At 71.2% G+C, this 16,779-nt stretch carries 17 protein-coding genes; 3 read left to right on the top strand and 14 right to left on the bottom strand.

Translation table 11 applies throughout. From position 1 onward, the window contains the following. Nucleotides 1-2 precede the first annotated feature (2 nt). Genes FHY05_RS13705 through FHY05_RS13715 form a run of 3 tightly spaced genes read right to left on the bottom strand, consistent with a single transcriptional unit; the run spans nucleotide 3 to nucleotide 4,363 of the window. Nucleotides 3-452, bottom strand: a complete 450-nt coding sequence (locus FHY05_RS13705; RefSeq protein ID WP_183945019.1) for a response regulator — start codon at nucleotides 450-452, stop codon at nucleotides 3-5. Continuing rightward, nucleotides 449-1,957 (bottom strand): ATP-binding protein, encoded by a 1,509-nt coding sequence (locus tag FHY05_RS13710; protein ID WP_183945020.1) that lies wholly within the window; start codon nucleotides 1,955-1,957, stop codon nucleotides 449-451. Before FHY05_RS13710 ends, FHY05_RS13705 begins: the two co-directional genes overlap by 4 nt. A 54-nt stretch (nucleotides 1,958-2,011) precedes the next feature. After that, on the bottom strand, nucleotides 2,012-4,363 hold the full coding sequence (locus tag FHY05_RS13715) for a PAS domain-containing protein (protein ID WP_183945021.1): 2,352 nt from the start codon (nucleotides 4,361-4,363) through the stop codon (nucleotides 2,012-2,014). Nucleotides 4,364-4,724: 361 nt separating this feature from the next. On the opposite strand from FHY05_RS13715, the gene FHY05_RS13720 reads away from it, so the two are divergent. The 3 genes from FHY05_RS13720 (at nucleotide 4,725) to FHY05_RS13730 (ending at nucleotide 6,487) form a co-directional block, all read left to right on the top strand. Further along, nucleotides 4,725-6,053: a sorbosone dehydrogenase family protein gene (locus FHY05_RS13720; protein WP_183945022.1), complete on the top strand. Its 1,329-nt coding sequence runs from the start codon at nucleotides 4,725-4,727 to the stop codon at nucleotides 6,051-6,053. A gap of 54 nt (nucleotides 6,054-6,107) precedes the next feature. Then, complete coding sequence (locus FHY05_RS13725) at nucleotides 6,108-6,248, top strand: lmo0937 family membrane protein (protein ID WP_183945023.1); 141 nt, start codon at nucleotides 6,108-6,110, stop codon at nucleotides 6,246-6,248. A gap of 95 nt (nucleotides 6,249-6,343) precedes the next feature. After that, nucleotides 6,344-6,487 carry a lmo0937 family membrane protein gene (locus tag FHY05_RS13730; RefSeq protein ID WP_183921672.1) on the top strand — a complete coding sequence of 48 codons (144 nt, stop codon included), beginning with the start codon at nucleotides 6,344-6,346 and terminating at the stop codon, nucleotides 6,485-6,487. 156 nt (nucleotides 6,488-6,643) lie between these two features. Here FHY05_RS13730 and FHY05_RS13735 read toward each other — a convergent pair whose 3' ends face one another. From FHY05_RS13735 to FHY05_RS13785, 11 genes are all read right to left on the bottom strand, one after another. After that, nucleotides 6,644-7,477, bottom strand: a complete 834-nt coding sequence (locus FHY05_RS13735; protein ID WP_183945024.1) for a protein phosphatase 2C domain-containing protein — start codon at nucleotides 7,475-7,477, stop codon at nucleotides 6,644-6,646. 28 nt (nucleotides 7,478-7,505) lie between these two features. Continuing rightward, on the bottom strand, nucleotides 7,506-8,894 hold the full coding sequence (locus FHY05_RS13740; RefSeq protein WP_183945025.1) for a dihydrolipoamide acetyltransferase family protein: 1,389 nt from the start codon (nucleotides 8,892-8,894) through the stop codon (nucleotides 7,506-7,508). Nucleotides 8,895-8,900: 6 nt separating this feature from the next. Continuing rightward, on the bottom strand, nucleotides 8,901-9,905 hold the full coding sequence (locus FHY05_RS13745; RefSeq protein WP_183945135.1) for an alpha-ketoacid dehydrogenase subunit beta: 1,005 nt from the start codon (nucleotides 9,903-9,905) through the stop codon (nucleotides 8,901-8,903). Nucleotides 9,906-10,086: 181 nt separating this feature from the next. Then, nucleotides 10,087-11,364, bottom strand: a complete 1,278-nt coding sequence (locus FHY05_RS13750) for a 3-methyl-2-oxobutanoate dehydrogenase (2-methylpropanoyl-transferring) subunit alpha (RefSeq protein WP_260181559.1) — start codon at nucleotides 11,362-11,364, stop codon at nucleotides 10,087-10,089. A gap of 280 nt (nucleotides 11,365-11,644) precedes the next feature. Further along, entirely contained in the window at nucleotides 11,645-11,857 is a 213-nt protein-coding gene (locus FHY05_RS13755) for a hypothetical protein (protein ID WP_183945026.1), read from the bottom strand. Next, on the bottom strand, nucleotides 11,854-12,066 hold the full coding sequence (locus tag FHY05_RS13760; RefSeq protein WP_183945027.1) for a hypothetical protein: 213 nt from the start codon (nucleotides 12,064-12,066) through the stop codon (nucleotides 11,854-11,856). The genes FHY05_RS13755 and FHY05_RS13760 overlap by 4 nt, the downstream gene beginning before the upstream one ends. A 286-nt stretch (nucleotides 12,067-12,352) precedes the next feature. Further along, nucleotides 12,353-13,252: a flagellin gene (locus FHY05_RS13765; protein WP_183945028.1), complete on the bottom strand. Its 900-nt coding sequence runs from the start codon at nucleotides 13,250-13,252 to the stop codon at nucleotides 12,353-12,355. A gap of 6 nt (nucleotides 13,253-13,258) precedes the next feature. Further along, nucleotides 13,259-14,596, bottom strand: coding sequence for a flagellar hook-associated protein FlgK (flgK, locus tag FHY05_RS13770; RefSeq protein WP_183945029.1), 1,338 nt, complete (start codon nucleotides 14,594-14,596; stop codon nucleotides 13,259-13,261). Next, nucleotides 14,593-14,949 carry a rod-binding protein gene (locus tag FHY05_RS13775; RefSeq protein ID WP_183945030.1) on the bottom strand — a complete coding sequence of 119 codons (357 nt, stop codon included), beginning with the start codon at nucleotides 14,947-14,949 and terminating at the stop codon, nucleotides 14,593-14,595. Before FHY05_RS13775 ends, flgK begins: the two co-directional genes overlap by 4 nt. Further along, a complete protein-coding gene (locus FHY05_RS13780; RefSeq protein ID WP_183945031.1) occupies nucleotides 14,949-16,049 on the bottom strand; it encodes a flagellar basal body P-ring protein FlgI in 1,101 nt (366 codons plus the stop codon). The genes FHY05_RS13775 and FHY05_RS13780 overlap by 1 nt, the downstream gene beginning before the upstream one ends. After that, nucleotides 16,049-16,777: a flagellar basal body L-ring protein FlgH gene (locus FHY05_RS13785; RefSeq protein ID WP_183945032.1), complete on the bottom strand. Its 729-nt coding sequence runs from the start codon at nucleotides 16,775-16,777 to the stop codon at nucleotides 16,049-16,051. The genes FHY05_RS13780 and FHY05_RS13785 overlap by 1 nt, the downstream gene beginning before the upstream one ends. Between the last annotated feature and the right edge of the window lie 2 nt (nucleotides 16,778-16,779).

Consider the following 16,779-nt stretch of genomic DNA (forward strand, 5'->3'; position numbering starts at 1 on the left):
GCTCAGTTCGTCCCGTCGAGGTCGGGTACCTGGATCACCGAGAGGAACAGCCCGAGCTGGCGGATCGCCTGGGCGAAGCTCTCATAGTTGACCGGCTTGGTGATATAGACGTTGGCGCCCAGGTCGTAGCAGCGCTGGATCTCGCGCGAATCGTCGGTGGTGGTCAGCACCACCACGGGGGTGCGCTTCACCGGACCGTCGCTGTTCTTGATCCGCGTCAGGATGTCGGTGCCGCTCATATCGGGCAGGTTGAGATCGAGCAGGATCAGCGCCGGGCCGCTCAGCGCGGGGCCGACCGGATCGTTGAAGATATAGTCGAGCGCGCTCGTGCCGTCGGTGAAGTGACGGATCTCGTTGAGGATGCCGGCACGGCGGATGTTCTTCTCGATGAGGCGCGCGTGGCCCTCGTCGTCCTCGATCATGACGATGCCGACCGACTGATGCGCGTTCATTCGCTTTTACCCTGTGATTCAAGTGTCAACGGTAGCGATAGCGTGAAGGTCGCGCCCTGTCCCAGGTTGGACTCGACTCCGATCGTGCCGCCGAGCCGGAACACCAGCGCGCGCACCGTGGCGAGCCCGATCCCCTCGCCCGGCTTGTCCTGCGCGCCCGAGCGGCGGAACAGGTCGAACACGCGCGCGTGGTCGCGCGGGTCGATGCCGCGGCCGTTGTCGGCGATGGCATACACCAGGCGCTGCGCCTCGCGCCGCCCGCTGACCGTGATCCGGCCGGGTACGCCGGGGCGGAGGTATTTCACGGCATTCTCGATCAGGTTGGAGAAGACCTGGTCGAGCGAGAAGCGGTCGCTGATCACCTCGGGCAGACGGCCGTCGATCTCCAGCGTGGCGTCGGCCTCGGCGAGCCGGTGCGTGAGCGTGTCGCGGATCTGGCCGATCAGCTGGCCGACGTCGATCCGCTCGGGCGCGAGCTGGCGCCGGCCCTGCCGCGAGAGCTGGAGGATGGCGTTGATCAGCCGGTCCATCTTCTGCGTCGAGGCGCGGATGAAGCCGATCGCCTCGGGCAGGTCCTCGCGCGCGGACAGTTTCGCGTCCTCGCTGAGCAGCTGCGGCGCCTCGGCCTCGACCGAGTCGACCAGCGCGCCGAGCTGGCCGGTCGCCGCCTCCAGCTCGGCGGTGAAGCCCATCACGTTGACCAAGGGCGAGCGCAGGTCGTGGCTGACGATATAGGCGAAGCGTTGGATCTCCTCGTTGGCGCGGGTGAGATCCTCCGTCCGCTCGGCCACCATCTCCTCCAGGCTGTCGGCGAGCGCCTGGGTGGCGTCGCGCGAGCGCGCCAGATCGCGGGTATAGGCCAGTACGGTCAGCAGCGCGATCACCGCCAGCGCGCCGAGCAGCACCGCGGCGAGCACCAGCACGGCGTAGAAGGCGCGCTCGGTGACCCGCAGCTCGCGGTCGCGGATCGCGAGCAGGCGGCGCTCCTCGCGCGCCATCCGGTCCATCAGGAAGCGCACCGCGCGCATGCTGCTCGCCTCGGTGTCGGCGCGGAAGGCGGCGAACGCGGCGGGCTGGTCGCCCCGCTCCACCAACGCCATCGTCTCGGCACGGCGCTGCGACAGCGCGCCGAGCTGGAGCCGCAGCCCGGCGATCGTGTCGCGCTGGCGCGGGTTGTCGGCGGTGAGCCGCGCCAGCGTGGTCAGCCGTCCCGGCAGCTCGGCAGCGGCGCGATGATAGCCCGCGCGATACGCCGGCACGGCGGGGGCGAGCAGCGCGCCGCGCCGCGTCGCCTCGGCCTCCTCGATCACCCGGCGCAGCTCGAGGATCGCTTTCTCCACCTCGTAGGTATGGACGACCGCGCGGGTATGGACCTGGTTCTGCCGCGTCACCCAGGCGGCGCCGCCGCCGGCGGCGAGCAGCGCGACGAAGCCGGGCACCAACAGCGCGGTGAGCCGGGGCGCGATCTTGCCCGCGGGGGGGAGAAGGAAGCGGGGTGTTGCCACGGCCGCCCGGTTAGCGCGGGAACGGCGCCGATGCCAGCCGCGACACGCGTCGCCTCACCCCTGGCCCGCGCTCGCCGAGACGGGGACGGCGATGGTGCAGTGCGCGCCGTCCGGCTCCAGCGTCAGCGCCGCGCGCGCGCCGAGCTGATACGGCAGCGCCTGCTCGATCAGCTCGCGCCCCTGCCCGCCCCCGCGCGTGCCGCCGCCCGCCGGCATCGCCACGCCCCGCTCGCGCCAGTCGATGTGGAGCCACGGCCGCGCCCCGGGCGCCGCCGGTTCGAGCCGCCACGTCACCGTCAGACGCCCCCCCGGCTGGCCGAGCGCGCCGTATTTCACCGCGTTGGTGGCGAGCTCATGCAATGCCATGGCGAGCGTCTGCACCGTCGAGGAGCGCAGCCGCACGCCGGTGGGTCCTGCGAGCGTGGCGCGCTCGATGCCGCCCATCGCGGCCAGCTCGGCGCGCAGCAGGTCGTCGAAGGTGACGCGGTCGACGTCGTTGAGCCGCGACAGCAGCGCCTGCACGCGCGCCAGCGCGTCGAGCCGGTCGGTGAAGCGCGCGCGGAAGTCGGCGAGGCCGGTGCTGGTCCGCGCCGTCGTGTCCGCGATCGAGCGTACCACGCCCATCAGGTTGCGCGTGCGGTGCTGCAGCTCCGCGATCAGCACCGCCTGCCGCTCCTCCCACGCGCGCCGGTCGGTGACGTCGACCATCGCGCCGACCATTCGGGTCGGGCCGTCGGCGTCGTAGAAGAAGCGGCCGCGCAGGTCGTGCCAGCGCACCGTGCCGTCCGGCAGCAGGACGCGAAGCTCGCGGCTGTATTCGGTCCGCTCGACCAGCGCGCTGCGCAGCGCTTCCTCCGCACCGTCGCGGTCTTCGGGATGCAGCCGGTCACGCCACGCCTCGTAGCTCGGCACCACCTCGCCGATGGCATAGCCCTGCATGCGGAAATGCTCGTCCGACCAGTGCACCTTGCCCGAGCGCACGTCCCAGTCCCACAGACCGAGCCGGCCGACCTCCACCGCGCTGCGCAACCGCTCCTCGCTGCGGCGAACGGCTTCCGCGGCCTCGCGCGCATCGGTGATATCCTCGCCGATGCCGCCGATCAGCGTCACCGCGCCCGTGTCGTCGCGGATCGGGAAGGCGGTGTCGCGGATCCAGCGAGTCGCGCGATCGATCGGCCGGAGGATGCGATAGTCGAAGCCGACATGCTCGCCGCCGCGCACCCGCGCCATCGCCGCCTCGGCCAGCGCGCGATCCTCGGGGTGGACGAGATCGAGCCAGCTCTGCACCGCGTCGCCCGCGATCGCGCGATCGCGGCTCAGCCCGTAGACGGTCTCGAACGCGGGGGTGAGATACTCCCAGCGCAGCGTCGTCGCGTCGCGGATCCAGAGCACGTCGTGCGACGCGTCGCCGAACTGGCGCAGCCGCTCCTCGCTGCGGCGCACCTGATCCTGCGCGGCGGCGTCGCGCAGGCGGAGCAGCTCCTCCTGCGCGCTCTTCCAGGCGCCGATGTCCTTGGTGGTGGTCGCGACGCCGTCGTCGAGCTTGACCACGGTCTGCAGGAACCAGCTGTCGAACTGCTCGTGGACATTGTGGCGCTCGTCCTGGCGCGGCTCGCCCGTCTCGGTGACGTGCTTGAAGGTGGCGAAGATGCCCTCCTCCACCACGCCGGGGTTGCGCTCGAGCAGGCTCTGGCCGCGTACCTCGCCGTAGCGGCTCTCCGAGGTGTGATTGTTGAGCAGCCAGCGGAAATCGACGATCTCGCCGCGCTCGTCGCGCACCGCCTCGAACACCTGGATCATGTCGGTGGAGGCGTCCATCGTCGCGCGCAGCAGGTCGCGCCCGCGCGCCAGCTCGGCGGTGCGCCGGCGCAGCACCAGCGCGCTCGCGGCGAACCGGGCGAGACTGCCGAGCAGGCGCGCGTCCTCCTGATCGAACGCGCGGTCGCCTCCGTGCGCGACGAGCCACAGGGTGCCGGCGGCGCGCCCTTCGTGGTGGAACGGCACGAGCAGCAGCTCGCGCGTCGGCGGGTCGAGCACGGGGCCTGGAAACAGTTCCTCGGGTCGCTCGAACAACAGCGTGGCCCCGCGCGCGATCGCGACACCGCACGGGCTCGCGTCGAGCGGCATCTCGCCACCGCGATAGCCCGCCCAGGCACCCGACAGCGCCTCCCAGCGGAAACTTTGCGGCTCGCGGAGGCTGACTCCGGCAGAGCCGGCGACGCGATGCGCGACGATCAGGTCGGTGAGCCGCTGCAGCAGCTCGGCGGGATGATCGGCGAGGTCGCGCGCCAGCGCCGACAGGATCGCCGCCTCGGTGGCGTGGTCGGGCGCGCGCGTCGGGCGCGCCGCGAGCGCGGCCGCGGCATCGCGCGCGAGCGTGACGGCGCTGACCGATCCACCGTGCATAGAGCTCCTCGTCCCCGCCAGACGCGGAGCTTACACGGCCGTCGATGCGTCGTCACGCCGGGCAGGTTCACGCCGCGGCGACGGGACGCGGGGCGAAGCGCCGACGCCGCAGCGTCGTCCCGAGCGGACCGAGCGCGACGATCATCTGTCGCGCGCGACGCCGCCTCGATACCGCGGCCCGTCGCGAGGCGCCGATCTGCGCCCCGCATCGATCGTCGTACGTGGCGGTACCGCCGAGACGCCAGCCCTATCACGCCCCATCGTCCCGCCGCCTGCGACGCCAGGCGGTGCACCGACGGCCCCCGCCGGCCGGGACACGCGACGGTGGCGCGGCGAGCGGCTTGGCCCTACATCTGACGACATGCGCAGACACATCCTCGCCGTGCTCGGCCTCCTCGTCCTCGCCGCGATCGGCGTCTTCGCCTATCTCGCCTGGCCCGACGCCGCGCGGCTCGACCTCGCCACGGTGACCGGTGCGCGGCCGACGATCACGCCGCCGCGCGAGCAGATGCTGCCCACCGTCAAGACCGCCGACCCGATCGGCTGGAAGGGGGGCGAGGCGCCCACCCCCGCCGCGGGGCTGCGGGTCGCCGCTTTCGCGACCGGGCTCGACCATCCGCGCTGGCTCTACCGCCTGCCCAACGGCGACGTGCTGGTGGCCGAGACCAACTCGCCGCCGCGCGAGGGCGGCGGCATCCAGGGCTGGGTGATGCGCCACCTGCTCGGCAAGGTCGGCGCGGGCGGCCCCTCGGCCAATCGCATCACGCTGCTGCGCGACGCCGACGGGGACGGTCGCGCCGAGATCCGCACCGTGTTCATGACCGGGCTCACCTCGCCCTCCGGCATGGTGCTATTCGACGGCCAGCTCTACGTCGCCAACACCGACTCGCTGGTGCGCGTGCCCTATACCGAGGGGGCGACCAGCATCACCGCCAAGCCCGAGCTGGTGGTCAAGCTGCCCGGCGGCGGCAACCACTGGGCGCGCAACGTCATCGCTGCCGAGGACGGGCGCACCTTGTACGTCTCGGTCGGTTCGGCCTCGAACGTCGCCGAGGGGGGGCTCGCGCGCGAGAAGTTCCGCGCCGCGATCCTCCAGGTCTATCCCAAGGAGAAGACCTTCCGCGTCTTCGCCACCGGGCTGCGCAACCCCAATGGCATGGCGCTGGTGCCCGGCACCAACCGGCTGTGGACCGTGGTGAACGAGCGCGACATGCTCGGCTCCGATCTCGTCCCCGACTATCTCACCGCGGTGGAGCTGGGCGACCAGTTCGGCTGGCCCTGGTATTATTGGGGCGGCTATACCGACACGCGGGTCGAGCCGAAGAACCCCGAGCTCCAGCAATATGTGAAGCGTCCCGACTATGCGCTGGGGCCGCACGTGGCGGCCTTGGGGCTGAGCTTCGCGGGCGACGCCAAGCTCGGCGGCCAGTTCGCACAGGGCGCCTTCGTCGGCGAGCACGGCTCGTGGAACCGCAAACCGCTGTCGGGCTACAAGGTCGTGTTCGTGCCGTTCGACCCGGCCGGCTGGCCGGTGAAGGCGGCCAAGCCGGTCGACGTGCTGACCGGCTTCGTCACCCCCGACGGCGATGCGCATGGCCGTCCCGTCGGCGTGATCACCGATCGCGCCGGCGCGCTGCTCGTGGCGGACGACGTCGGCAACGCGATCTGGCGAGTCACCGCCGCGCGCTGACCCGGGCCGCGCCCACCCGCGCTATAATGAGCGCGGGCGGGTGCGGAGAGAGCGATGCTGTGGACAGTCGTCGTCATCCTGGTGGCCCTGTGGCTGCTCGGGTTCGGCTTTCACCTGACCGACGGGTTGATCCACCTGCTGCTGGTGATCGCGCTGATCGCGGGCCTCGTGCAGCTGTTCACCGGGCGCCGCTGAGCCGCACGCGCGCGGCTGTAACGAAATGTTGCCAGCATGCGGAACAGCAGCCCTGTAGCGAGTGTTTTCGTCTTATAACTCAGGAGGTTACCTCGATGCTCTGGACGATCGCCGTCATTCTCCTGGTGCTCTGGCTGCTGGGCTTCAGCCTCCACGTCGCCGGCGGGCTCATCCACATCCTGCTCGTGGTGGCGATCATCGTCGGGCTGGTGCAGCTGTTCAGCGGCCGCCGGGTGTAGGCGGCGAGTCCTCGACGACCGCAGCCCACGTCGTCCCCGGCTCGACCCGGGATCCATCCCGCCCCGCACGCCTCGCGGCTGCCCGCGCGGAATCGTGGATCCCGGCTCAAGGCCGGGGCGACGACCATAGGACGGGCCGCCCCGCCGACCGGTCCCCTAGAGACGGGGATGAGGCCCCACCCGCACCCATAGCGCGGTGGCATCGTCGCTGCGCTTGAAGCGTGGGAAACGGCCGCAGGCGGCGTCGTCCCGCTCGATCGCGCGCAGTTCCACGGCCAGTGCCGCGAGACCGCGCGCGCGTACCGCGTCCATCAGTGCGGGCGCGTCATAGGCGCCGTAGCTGTCGACGAGCGCGGCGAAGCCGTCGCTCATGAGCAGCAGCCCGTCACCGGGCGCGACCGCGACGCTGGCGTGATCGGTCGCCGCCGCCGCGGCCGCCGCGTCGACGCCGAGCACGCGCCGTCCCGGCCGCTCGCGCGCGGCACGACGGTCCGCGGTCACCGCCGGCGTTCGCACCGTACCGAGCGCGTCTCCCAGCGCCGCCGCCTCGGCGCTCTCCGCGGCGCGGTCCGGCGCAGGGGTGAGCCAGTCGACCGCACCGTCGGCGCGCGCGCGCAGGATCGCGCAGTCGCCCGCCCAGGCCACCTCGAGCGTGTCGCCGACGAGCTGGACCGCGGCGAACGAGGCGCTCGGCAGCTCCCACGCGCCGACCGGTTCGCGCTGCCGCTCGGCGGTGTAGCGCGCCGCCACCGTCTCATACGCCGACGCGCAGGTGGCGCGCAGGTCGGCGCCCTCACCCAGCGCGAACGCGGCGTCGACGGTCGCGGCGAGCCAGGCCGCACCGCCGCGGTCGCCCAGCAGCCCCGGCGGGGCGAGGTCGGTGGCGCCGTCGATCACCCAGGCGCAACGCGCGCTCGCGCCGGCGCGGTCGTCGTTGGGCGTGGCGCTGTCGCCGCACAGGCTGAGCGACTGGAGCAGGTCGAGGTGCATGGCCCCGACCCTAGCCGCCCCCGCCGGCTCAGTCGACGAAGAGCAGCGCCGGCGCCTCGATCAGCCCCTTCAGCGCCTGGACGAAGCTGGCCGCGTCATGCCCGTCGACCACGCGGTGATCGCAGCTGATCGACAGGTTCATCAGCTTGGCCCGACGGATCGCGTCGCCGCGCCCGGCTTCCTCGGGGGCGACGAAGACGGGGCGCTCGACGATCTTGTTCGGGCCGATGATCGCCACCTCGGGGCGGTTGATCACCGGCGTGGTCGCGATGCCGCCGAGCGGGCCCAGCGAGGTGAGCGTGATCGTGCCGTTGCCGAGCTCGTCGGGGCGCAGCTTGCCCGCGCGCGCCGCGGCGGCGAGTCGCGCGATCTCGGTGGCGAGCTGCCAGACGTTGCGGTCCTGCGCGTCGCGGATCACCGGCACGGTCAGCCCGGCGTCGGTCTGCGCCGCCATGCCGAGATGGACGCGGCCGTGGCGCGTCACCACGCCGGCCTCGTCGTCGTAGCGCGCGTTGAGCATCGGGAAGTCGGGCAAGGTGCGGCACAGCGCCACGATCAGCAGCGGGAGCAAGGTCAGCTTGGGCCGCTCGCCGCGTCGCGCGTTGAGCTGCGCGCGCAGCGCCTCCAGCCCGGTGACCTCGATCTCCTCGACATAGGTGAAGTGCGGGATGTGGCGCTTCGCCGCGGCCATGTTCTCGGCGATGCGCCGGCGCACGCCGATGACGCGGACCTGCTCGTCGTCGCGCGCGCGGCTGGCGTGGGGCGCGTGATAGCCGTCGCCGGCACCGTAGCGGAGGAAGGCGTCGAGATCGGCGTGGCGCACGCGATCGCCCTCGGCGACACGGACCTGCGCGAGGTCGACGCCGAGGTCGCGCGCGCGGGCGCGGACGGCGGGCGAAGCGAGGATGGGACGACTCAACTCCTTCCCAGGACGGGGAGGAAGACCATCCGCGGCAGGCTGATGGTGGAGGGGGGCGTCCCCGGGCGGGGCGGTGATTGTGGTGGACGTCGCGGCCGGGAGCGTTCGCTGCGCCCCCGCTCCACCAACGGCTTCGCCGGCGCGCTCCTCCGGCCCCAAATCTTCCGCTTCGAGCGTCTCACCTACTCCCGGATTCTCCGCCTCGAGCGTGTCCTCCTGCACCGCAGGCGGCTCGTCAGCGACACCGCCCCCCTCCCCCTCGGTCTCGATCACCACCAGCGGCGCGCCGATCGAGACCTGATCGCCGACCTCGCCCGCGCGCTCGACCACCACGCCCGCGACCGGGCTCTCCATCTCGACCGTGGCCTTGTCGGTCATCATGTCGGCGAGCTGCTGGTCCTCCTCGACGCGGTCGCCGACCTGGACGTGCCAGGCGACGATCTCGGCCTCGGATATGCCCTCGCCGATGTCGGGCAGCTTGAAGGTGAAGCGCGCCATGTGCGTTTAGTCCTTGAGTATCTTCTTGAGCGCCTGGCCGATCCGCACCGGTCCGGGAAAATAGGCCCATTCCAGGCTGTGCGGATACGGCGTGTCGAAGCCGGTGACCCGCTCGACCGGCGCCTCGAGATGGTAGAAGCAGCGCTCCTGCACCAGCGCGGCGAGCTCGGCGCCGAAGCCGCCGGTGCGGGTCGCCTCGTGCACCACCATGCAGCGGCCGGTCTTCTTCACCGAGCGCTCGATCGCCTCGATGTCGAGCGGGACGAGCGTGCGCAGGTCGATGATCTCGGCGTCGATGCCGGTGTCCGCCACCACCTGCGCGCAGACGTGCACCATCGTGCCATAGGCGAGCATCGTCACCGCCTCGCCCTCGCGCACCACCTTCGCCCGGCCGAGCGGGACGGTGTAATAGCCAGTCGGCACCTCGCCGCCGGGATGCTTCGACCAGTTCTCCGCCGGGCGGTCCCAATGGCCGTTGAACGGGCCGTTGTAGATCCGCTTGGGCTCGAGGAAGAGCACCGGGTCATTGTCCTCGATCGCGGCGATCAGCAGGCCCTTGGCATCATAGGGAGTCGAGGGGATCACCGTCTTGATCCCCGAGACGTGCGTGAAGATGCCCTCGGGTGACTGCGAGTGGGTCTGGCCGCCGAAGATGCCGCCGCCATAGGGCGATCGCACCGTGATCGGCGCGGTGAAGTCGCCGGCCGAGCGATAGCGCAGCCGCGCCGCCTCGGAGACGAGCTGGTCGAGCGCGGGATAGATGTAATCGGCGAACTGGATCTCGGGCACCGGGCGCAGGCCGTAGGCGCCCATGCCGATCGCGACGCCGACGATGCCGATCTCGGTGATCGGCGTGTCGAACACGCGGGTCTTGCCGTATTTCGCCTGCAGCCCCGCGGTGGCACGGAAGACGCCGCCGAAATAGCCGACGTCCTCCCCCATCACGATCACGTCGGGGTCGCGCGCCATCATCTCGTCCATCGCCGAGTTGATCGCCTGGATCATGTTCATCCGGGTGGTGGGTGCCTCAACGGCGGTCTCTAGCGTATCGTTCACCCAACCCACTCCGTCATTCCCGCGCAGGCGGGAATCCATGACCGCTGACGTCGCGACACTTGCGAGAACCACCGCGTCTGGATCCCCGCCTCCGCGGGGATGACGACGATGGGCGTGGCGCGGTGAGGCGCCATCGTCACTTCCGCGCCCACGGCCGGCCGCTCGCCGCTTCCTCGTCGATCATCATCTGCCGCTGCTCGCGCAGGTGCCAGGGCATCTCCTCGAACACGCCGTCGAACAGCGAGTCGAGCGGTTGCGCCAGGCCGTGGCCGAGGATGCCGTTGGCCTCCGCGGCCTTCTGCGCGGCGCGGACCTCCTCGGTGACCGCGCGGTCCATCGCTTCCTGCTGCGCCTCGTCCCACTCGCCGATCGCGACGAGATGGTCCTTGAGCCGGCGGATCGGGTCGCCCAACGGCCAGGCCGTCGGCTCGCCGGTGGAGCGATATTGCGAGGGGTCGTCCGACGTAGAGTGGCCCTCGGCGCGATAGGTGAAATGCTCGATCAGCGTCGGCCCGACGTTGGTGCGCGCGCGCTCCGCCGCCCACAGCGTCGCCGCATAGACCGCGAGCGGGTCGTTGCCGTCCACCCTCAGCCCCGCGATGCCATAGCCGATCGCGCGCGCCGCGAAGGTGGTCGCCTCCGCCCCGGCGAAGCCCGAGAAGCTCGAGATCGCCCATTGGTTGTTGACGACGTTGAAGATCACCGGCGCGCGATACACGGTGGCGAAGGTCAGCGCGGAGTGGAAGTCACCCTCCGCGGTGCTGCCCTCGCCGCACCAGGTCGCGGCGATGCGCGTGTCGCCCTTGGAGGCCGAGGCCATCGCCCAGCCCACCGCCTGCGGGTATTGCGTGGTGAGATTGCCCGAGATCGAGAAGAAGCCGAAACGCTTCTCCGAGTACATGATCGGCAGCTGCTTGCCCTGCAGCTTGTCGCCAGTGTTCGAGTAGATCTGGTTCATCATGTCGACCAGCGGGCAGCCGCGCGCGATCAGCAGCCCCTGCTGGCGATAGGAGGGGAAGCACATGTCCTCGGCGTCGAGCGCGTGCGCCGCGGCCACCGACACCGCCTCCTCGCCGAGCGACTTCATGTAGAAGCTGGTCTTGCCCTGGCGCTGCGCGCGGAACATGCGCTCGTCGAAGGCGCGCACCGTCGCCATGTGGCGCAGCATGCGGCGCAGCGTGTCGGGGCTGAGCCGCGGGTTCCACGGGCCGACGGCCTGATGCTGCTCGTCGAGCACGCGCACCATCGTATAGGCCAGATCGGTGAAGTCGCGCGGGTGCGCGGCGGTGTCGGGGCGCGGCGCGGCGCCGGCGGGGGGCACCTCCAGGTCGCCGAAATCGGCCGCGTCGCCGGGGCGAAAGCGCGGCTCGGGCACGTGCAGCGTCAGCGGCTTCAGGTTGCGGGCGTCGCCCAAGGTCCACTCTCCTGGCACCCTGGTCCTGCCGGGGCGCTTCGCCGCGGCTTGTAATTATATTTCAAGCCTAGCGGAAGCCCCCTGTTGATGCCGCGCGGTCGACGGCGGGGACGCACCGGTGGCGCCGGAGAACGCGACCGCTCGAGCGGAGGACGAGCGGTCGTCGCCAGTCCGGCGTCCCCCCGAGCTCGTGTCAGGAGGACGCGATCAGGAGAGGACGATCATCTCTCTCGAAGGCCGTGGCCGGAGGCCGCTCCCTCGAAGAGGGAGCAGCCGCTCCTCATCCGCGCGGCGGCACCCCTGCACGGCCTGCGCGATGGCGGTCATAGGCCTTCTTCGCCACGTAGGCGCCACCCAGCGCCATGCCGAGCGGCCCCATCCGGGTGACCGCGCGCGTCGCCAGCGCGCCGACGACCGCGCCGCCGACGCCGCCGCGGCCGTCGCGCCGATCCAGCTCGCGCCCGAGCAGCGCGCCGATGATGGTCCTGATCATGCTTTCACCCTCTCCGAGATCGTGTCGCCGAGCGTCTCCAGCCCCTTCAGCACGCCCCAGCCGACCGCGTAGGTGATCGCGACGGGCAGGACGAACTTGAGGACATTCGCGGTGATCGCGCCGTAGAGCGCCCCGTCCGCCGCGCTGTCGTCGCCGGACATCGCGTCGATCGCGCCGCCGACCAGCGCGCCGATGGTGGTGGCACCCATGTGGAAAGACCCTCGCCGTTGCGCTGCATCAATGCGGCGCGGCGACGCCGGTTCCTCGGCGCTCGCACGTGTGCCGGCTCGGCACGGGTCGTCCGATCTGCAGGAAGAGGTTCGTCGGTCCCCCCGGGTGGGGAGGATGCAGCTTCTTGGGCTGACGAGGGGCGTCACCGAGCGTCAGGTCAGGGACACTCCCGCGCCGCGGTGTCCCGCCGCGCGCGTCGCGCGCCGGGACAAGCCGAAGCCCCACACCTCCCTCGCGGGAGAGGATCCGCGGGAGGGCGCGACGTCAGCGCAGGTAGGTGAACAGCGACAGCTGCGACAGTTTGGAGAAGCTCGCCTGGGTGGCCGAGAGGATCGTCATCGTCTTGGACAGCTCGGTGTACGCCTGGGTGACGTCGGTGTCCTCCAGCGTGGAGCGCAACTCGGCCCGGTCGACGCCGGCGTTGGTCAGCAGGTTCTGCTGCAGGTCGACCCGCGCCGCGCGCGCGCCGACCGAGGCCTGCACGGTCGAGACCTGGTCGCTCGCGGTCTTGAGCGAGTCGATCGCGGCGCGCGCTTTCTCGCCGGTCGGCTCGCCCGCCTGCAACGCGGTGGCGAGTGCCGACAGCATCGCCAGCGTGTCGCCCTTGCTCGAGGTGAAGATGCGCGCCGCGGTCTCGGTCGGCTGGATCGACAGGCCGTTCTCGCCGATCGGCACCTCCGACAGGCTCGGCGCGGTGTTGTAGGTGAACGTGCCGTCCTTGTTGTCGATCACCGCGGGGGTGCCCGCCGCGCTGCCGAACAGCGGCTGGCCGCGCAGGTCGTTGGTGTTGCCGAGCGACACCAAGGTGGCGATCACCGACTGGAGCTGGTCGCCGATCACCTTGCGGTCGCCGGCGCCGAGCGTGTCGGTGGCGGCGTTGTTCACCAGCTCGGTGGCGCGCTGCATCTGCTCGGTGATCGAGCCCATCGTGCCGTCGGCCTGCTTGAGCAGCGAGCCGGCGAGATCGAGGTTGGTCTTGAACGCGGCGGCGTCGGCGTCCTTGCGGTCGAACTCGGCGAGCTGCTGCGCCACCGCGACATTCTCGGACGGCGAGCTGATCTTCTTGCCGGTGGCGATCTGGGTCTGCAGCTTGGTCGCGGTCGTCATCAGCGCGCCCATCCGGGCGGCGGAGCGATCGTAGAGGAGGTTGCTGGAGATCTGCATGACGGCTTACCTGATCTCGAGGATCGACTGGAAGGTCTCGCGCGCGACCTGGATCACGCGGCTGGACGCCTGATAGGCCTGCTGGAAGCGGACGAGGTCGACCGCCTCCGAGTCGAGGTTCACCCCCGAGGCCTCGGACCGCGCGGTCACCGCGCCGTCGTAGATCGCGGTCTGCGCGTCGCCCACCAGCCGGCGCTGCTTGAGCGTGGCGGCATTGTCGGTGGTGAGCGCCTGGACCTTGCTCTCGAACTGGTTGCCGGTGCGCAGCGACGCGAGCGCGGCGAGGTTGGACGAGTCGCGCACGCCGCCGCCGGTCTTGGCCGCGGCGATCTGGCTGCCGTCGGTCAGCGCGACCGAGAAGTCGGCGGGGTCGCTGGTGTTGGCGAAGAAGGGCTTGCCCTGCGTGCCGGTGAGATCCTGCCCCTGCTTCTGCAGGTCGTTGACGCTGGTGGTGAGATCGGTGGCGATCGCGCCGAGCTGGTCGCGCGTGGCGGCGATCCGCTGCGCGCCCTCGATCATGCCCGCCAGCGCGCCGCCCTCGGGATTGGCCTGGACCGCGACGCCGCTCGGCTTGAGCACGTTGAGCACCGCGTTGCCGCCGGTGCGCGCGTAGCTCATCTCGCTCGCTTCCTTCGGGTCGACCAGCACCGGGCCGTTGCTGGCGCCGGCACGCACGGTGGCGCGGCCGAAATCGTCGACCTGGACGTTGACCTCGGTCAGCGCGCTCATCTGCTGGAGCAGGTCGTCGCGCTGGTCGGCCAGCCCCGCCGCCGCGGCCGAGCCCGGCTGCGACTTGACGATGCCCTGGTTGACCTTGAGCAGCGCCTGGCTGAGCCGGTTGAGCTCGCCCACCGTCTGCTGCGCCTTGGTGTCGAGCTCGGCCATGCCGTCGTCGAGCGCCTTGGCGGTGACCTTGAACGAATCGGCCAACGTCGCGGCGCTGCCCAGCATGCCGGCGCGCAGCGCGCTCGACGTCGGCTCGGCCTGGAGCGCGGTGCTCGCCGCGAAGAAGCCGGTGAGATTGGTGGAGAGTGCGCCGCCGGTCATGGCGCCCTCGATCCGCTCGAGCCAGACGGTGCTCGCCTCGGTCTTCTTGGCGTCCGAGCTGGCGCTGCGCACCGATGCTTCGAGATAGGGGCTGCTGTTGCGCGCGATCCCGTCGACCACCGCGCCCATGCCGTTGAGCGACGAGTTCCAGCCGTTGCTGGTCTGCACCTCGCGGATCGTCGCGCTGCGCCGCACGTAGGACGCGTTGCCGGCGTTGGCGATGTTCTCCGACGTCGTCGTCAGCGCGGTCTGGTACGCGCGGACGCCCGAAGCGCCGATGGAGAGCAGATCACTCATTCCACCGGCGTGCCATGATTCCCGTTAAGATCCGGTTGAAATTGCGCCAGGAACTTGCTCATCGCGGCGCCGATGCCGATCGGTTTGTGGGTCGCCATCTCCTGCACCACCTTCTGGTCCGACATGTCGCGGAAGGTGGTGAGCGCCTTGCTGTCGAACAGCGGGTCGGCGAGTTTGGCCTGGCGCATCGACTTCAGCATCATGCCGGTGAAGACCGATTCGAACTGCTGCGCGGCCTTGTCGAGGTTGGCCTTGGTGGCGGTGCGGCTGAGCCCGGTGTCGAGCCCGGTCTTGCCGGTGATCGCGACGCCCCCAACACTCGCAGGGACTCCGTTGACGGGTGAGTCGCCCATCAGAGCACCACCAGCTCGGCCTTGAGCGCGCCGGCCTCCTTGAGCGCCTCGAGGATCGCGACCAGGTCGGCCGGGCTCGCGCCGATCGCGTTCACCGCCTTCACCACGTCGGCCAGCTTGGGGCCCGGGTTGAGCAGGAACATCGGCTTCTTCTCCTCCGAGACCTGCACGTTGGAGCGGTTCTCCAGCGCGGTCTGGCCCTGGCTGAGCGGCGCGGGCTGGCTGACGCGCTGGCTCTCGTCGATGCGGACGGTGAGCTTGCCGTGCGTCACCGCCGCGGCGCCGACCCGCACCGCCGAGTTGATCACCACCGTGCCGGTGCGCGCGTTGACGATCACCTTGGCGGGCGGCTCGGCCGAGGCGACGTCGAGGTTCTCGATCTCGCTCATCAGCGTGGCGCGCACGTCCGCGCCGGTCGGCGCGCGCACCGCGACCGACACCGCGTCGATCGCCTGCGCGGTGCCGGCACCGAACTTGCGGTTGATCGAGGCGGCGACGTTCTGCGCGGTGGTGAAGTCGGCGCGCTGGAGGTTGTAGGTGACGAAGGGCGTGTCGGCGAAGCCGGTCGCGACCGCGCGCTCCACCGTCGCGCCCTCGGGGATGCGGCCGGTCGAGGGGATGTTGACGACGATCTTGGAGCCGTCCGCGCCCTCGGCGCCGAGCCCGCCGACCGCGAGATTGCCCTGCGCCATGGCGTAGACCTGGCCGTCGGCGCCCAGCAGCGGGGTCAGCACCAGGCTGCCGCCGCGCAGGGACTTGGCCTTGCCCATCGAGGCGACGGTGATGTCGATGCGCTGGCCGGGCTTGGCGAAGGCGGGCAGCTCGGCGGTGATCATCACCACCGCGGCGTTCTTGAGCCCTGGGTTGACGCCCGCGGGCAGCTGGAGCCCGAAGCGCGACGCCACCGCCTTCACCGACTGGACGGTATATTCGAGATTGTCGTCGCCGGTGCCGGGCAGGCCGACCACGACGCCGTAGCCGGTCAGCTGGTTGGCGCGGATGCCCTGGAAGCCGCCCAGATCCTTGATCCGGTCGGCGTGGGCGGGGCCGGCGACGGCGGCGGCGAGCGCGGCGAGCGCGAGGAGCAGCTGGCGGATCATCAGAACGGGCTCACGACCTGGAAGAAGCGGGACAGCCAGCCCTGCCGGCTGGACCGCGCGACGTCGCCCTTGCCGGTATAGGCGATCTGCGCGTCGGCGACTCGGGTGGAGGGCACGCGATTGTCGCGGTCGACGTCGGCGGTGCGGACGATGCCCTTGATCTGGACGAACTCGTCGCCGCGGTTGAGCGTCACCCGCTTCTGCCCGCGCACCAGCATCGTGCCGTTGGGGTAGACCTCGGCGACGGTGACCGACATCTCGCCCGAGAGCGAGTTGGCCTGGTCGGCGGTGCCGCTGCCGTTGAAACCGCGCTTGCCGCTCGAGCCCACGTCGGTGCCGCTGACGATCCCGCCGAGCGGGCCGGTCGACGGCGGGGTGAGCGAGAAGCTGCCGTCCGAGGCGAGCTTGGACGAGGACGACTTGGAGGCGGCGGTGCGCTCCACCAGCACGATCGTCAGCGGGTCACCGACGCGGCGCGCGCGCCAGCCCTCGTAGAGCGCGGCATAACCGTCCGCCACCTGGAAGATCGCGCCGTTGGCGGCGGGCGGCGCGGGCGGCTGGGCCGGCGCGTGCACCGCGGAGAAATCCTCCGCCGGCTTCTTCTTGAGCACCTTGCCGAGCAGCCCGGCGTGCGCGGGCGCGGGCACCAGCGCGGCGGCGGCGAGCGCACCCAGTGCGGCGCCCAGAGCGACGCGTGCGCGGCGGCGGAGGGTGGAGGGACGAGTCATGT

This window comes from Sphingomonas sp. BK580 (assembly GCF_014194975.1).
Taxonomy (GTDB): Bacteria; Pseudomonadota; Alphaproteobacteria; order Sphingomonadales; family Sphingomonadaceae; genus Sphingomonas.

What these genes read in the sequence shown, in the direction of transcription:
- FHY05_RS13705 (WP_183945019.1), bottom strand. Translation starts at nt 452, where the DNA reads ATGAACGCGCATCAGTCGGTCGGCATCGTCATGATCGAGGACGACGAG.
- FHY05_RS13715 (WP_183945021.1), bottom strand. Translation starts at nt 4,363, where the DNA reads ATGCACGGTGGATCGGTCAGCGCCGTCACGCTCGCGCGCGATGCCGCG.
- FHY05_RS13720 (WP_183945022.1), top strand. Translation starts at nt 4,725, where the DNA reads ATGCGCAGACACATCCTCGCCGTGCTCGGCCTCCTCGTCCTCGCCGCG.
- FHY05_RS13725 (WP_183945023.1), top strand. Translation starts at nt 6,108, where the DNA reads ATGCTGTGGACAGTCGTCGTCATCCTGGTGGCCCTGTGGCTGCTCGGG.
- FHY05_RS13730 (WP_183921672.1), top strand. Translation starts at nt 6,344, where the DNA reads ATGCTCTGGACGATCGCCGTCATTCTCCTGGTGCTCTGGCTGCTGGGC.
- FHY05_RS13735 (WP_183945024.1), bottom strand. Translation starts at nt 7,477, where the DNA reads ATGCACCTCGACCTGCTCCAGTCGCTCAGCCTGTGCGGCGACAGCGCC.
- FHY05_RS13740 (WP_183945025.1), bottom strand. Translation starts at nt 8,894, where the DNA reads ATGGCGCGCTTCACCTTCAAGCTGCCCGACATCGGCGAGGGCATATCC.
- FHY05_RS13745 (WP_183945135.1), bottom strand. Translation starts at nt 9,905, where the DNA reads ATGAACATGATCCAGGCGATCAACTCGGCGATGGACGAGATGATGGCG.
- FHY05_RS13755 (WP_183945026.1), bottom strand. Translation starts at nt 11,857, where the DNA reads ATGATCAGGACCATCATCGGCGCGCTGCTCGGGCGCGAGCTGGATCGG.
- FHY05_RS13760 (WP_183945027.1), bottom strand. Translation starts at nt 12,066, where the DNA reads ATGGGTGCCACCACCATCGGCGCGCTGGTCGGCGGCGCGATCGACGCG.
- FHY05_RS13765 (WP_183945028.1), bottom strand. Translation starts at nt 13,252, where the DNA reads ATGCAGATCTCCAGCAACCTCCTCTACGATCGCTCCGCCGCCCGGATG.
- flgK (WP_183945029.1), bottom strand. Translation starts at nt 14,596, where the DNA reads ATGAGTGATCTGCTCTCCATCGGCGCTTCGGGCGTCCGCGCGTACCAG.
- FHY05_RS13775 (WP_183945030.1), bottom strand. Translation starts at nt 14,949, where the DNA reads ATGGGCGACTCACCCGTCAACGGAGTCCCTGCGAGTGTTGGGGGCGTC.
- FHY05_RS13780 (WP_183945031.1), bottom strand. Translation starts at nt 16,049, where the DNA reads ATGATCCGCCAGCTGCTCCTCGCGCTCGCCGCGCTCGCCGCCGCCGTC.
- FHY05_RS13785 (WP_183945032.1), bottom strand. Translation starts at nt 16,777, where the DNA reads ATGACTCGTCCCTCCACCCTCCGCCGCCGCGCACGCGTCGCTCTGGGC.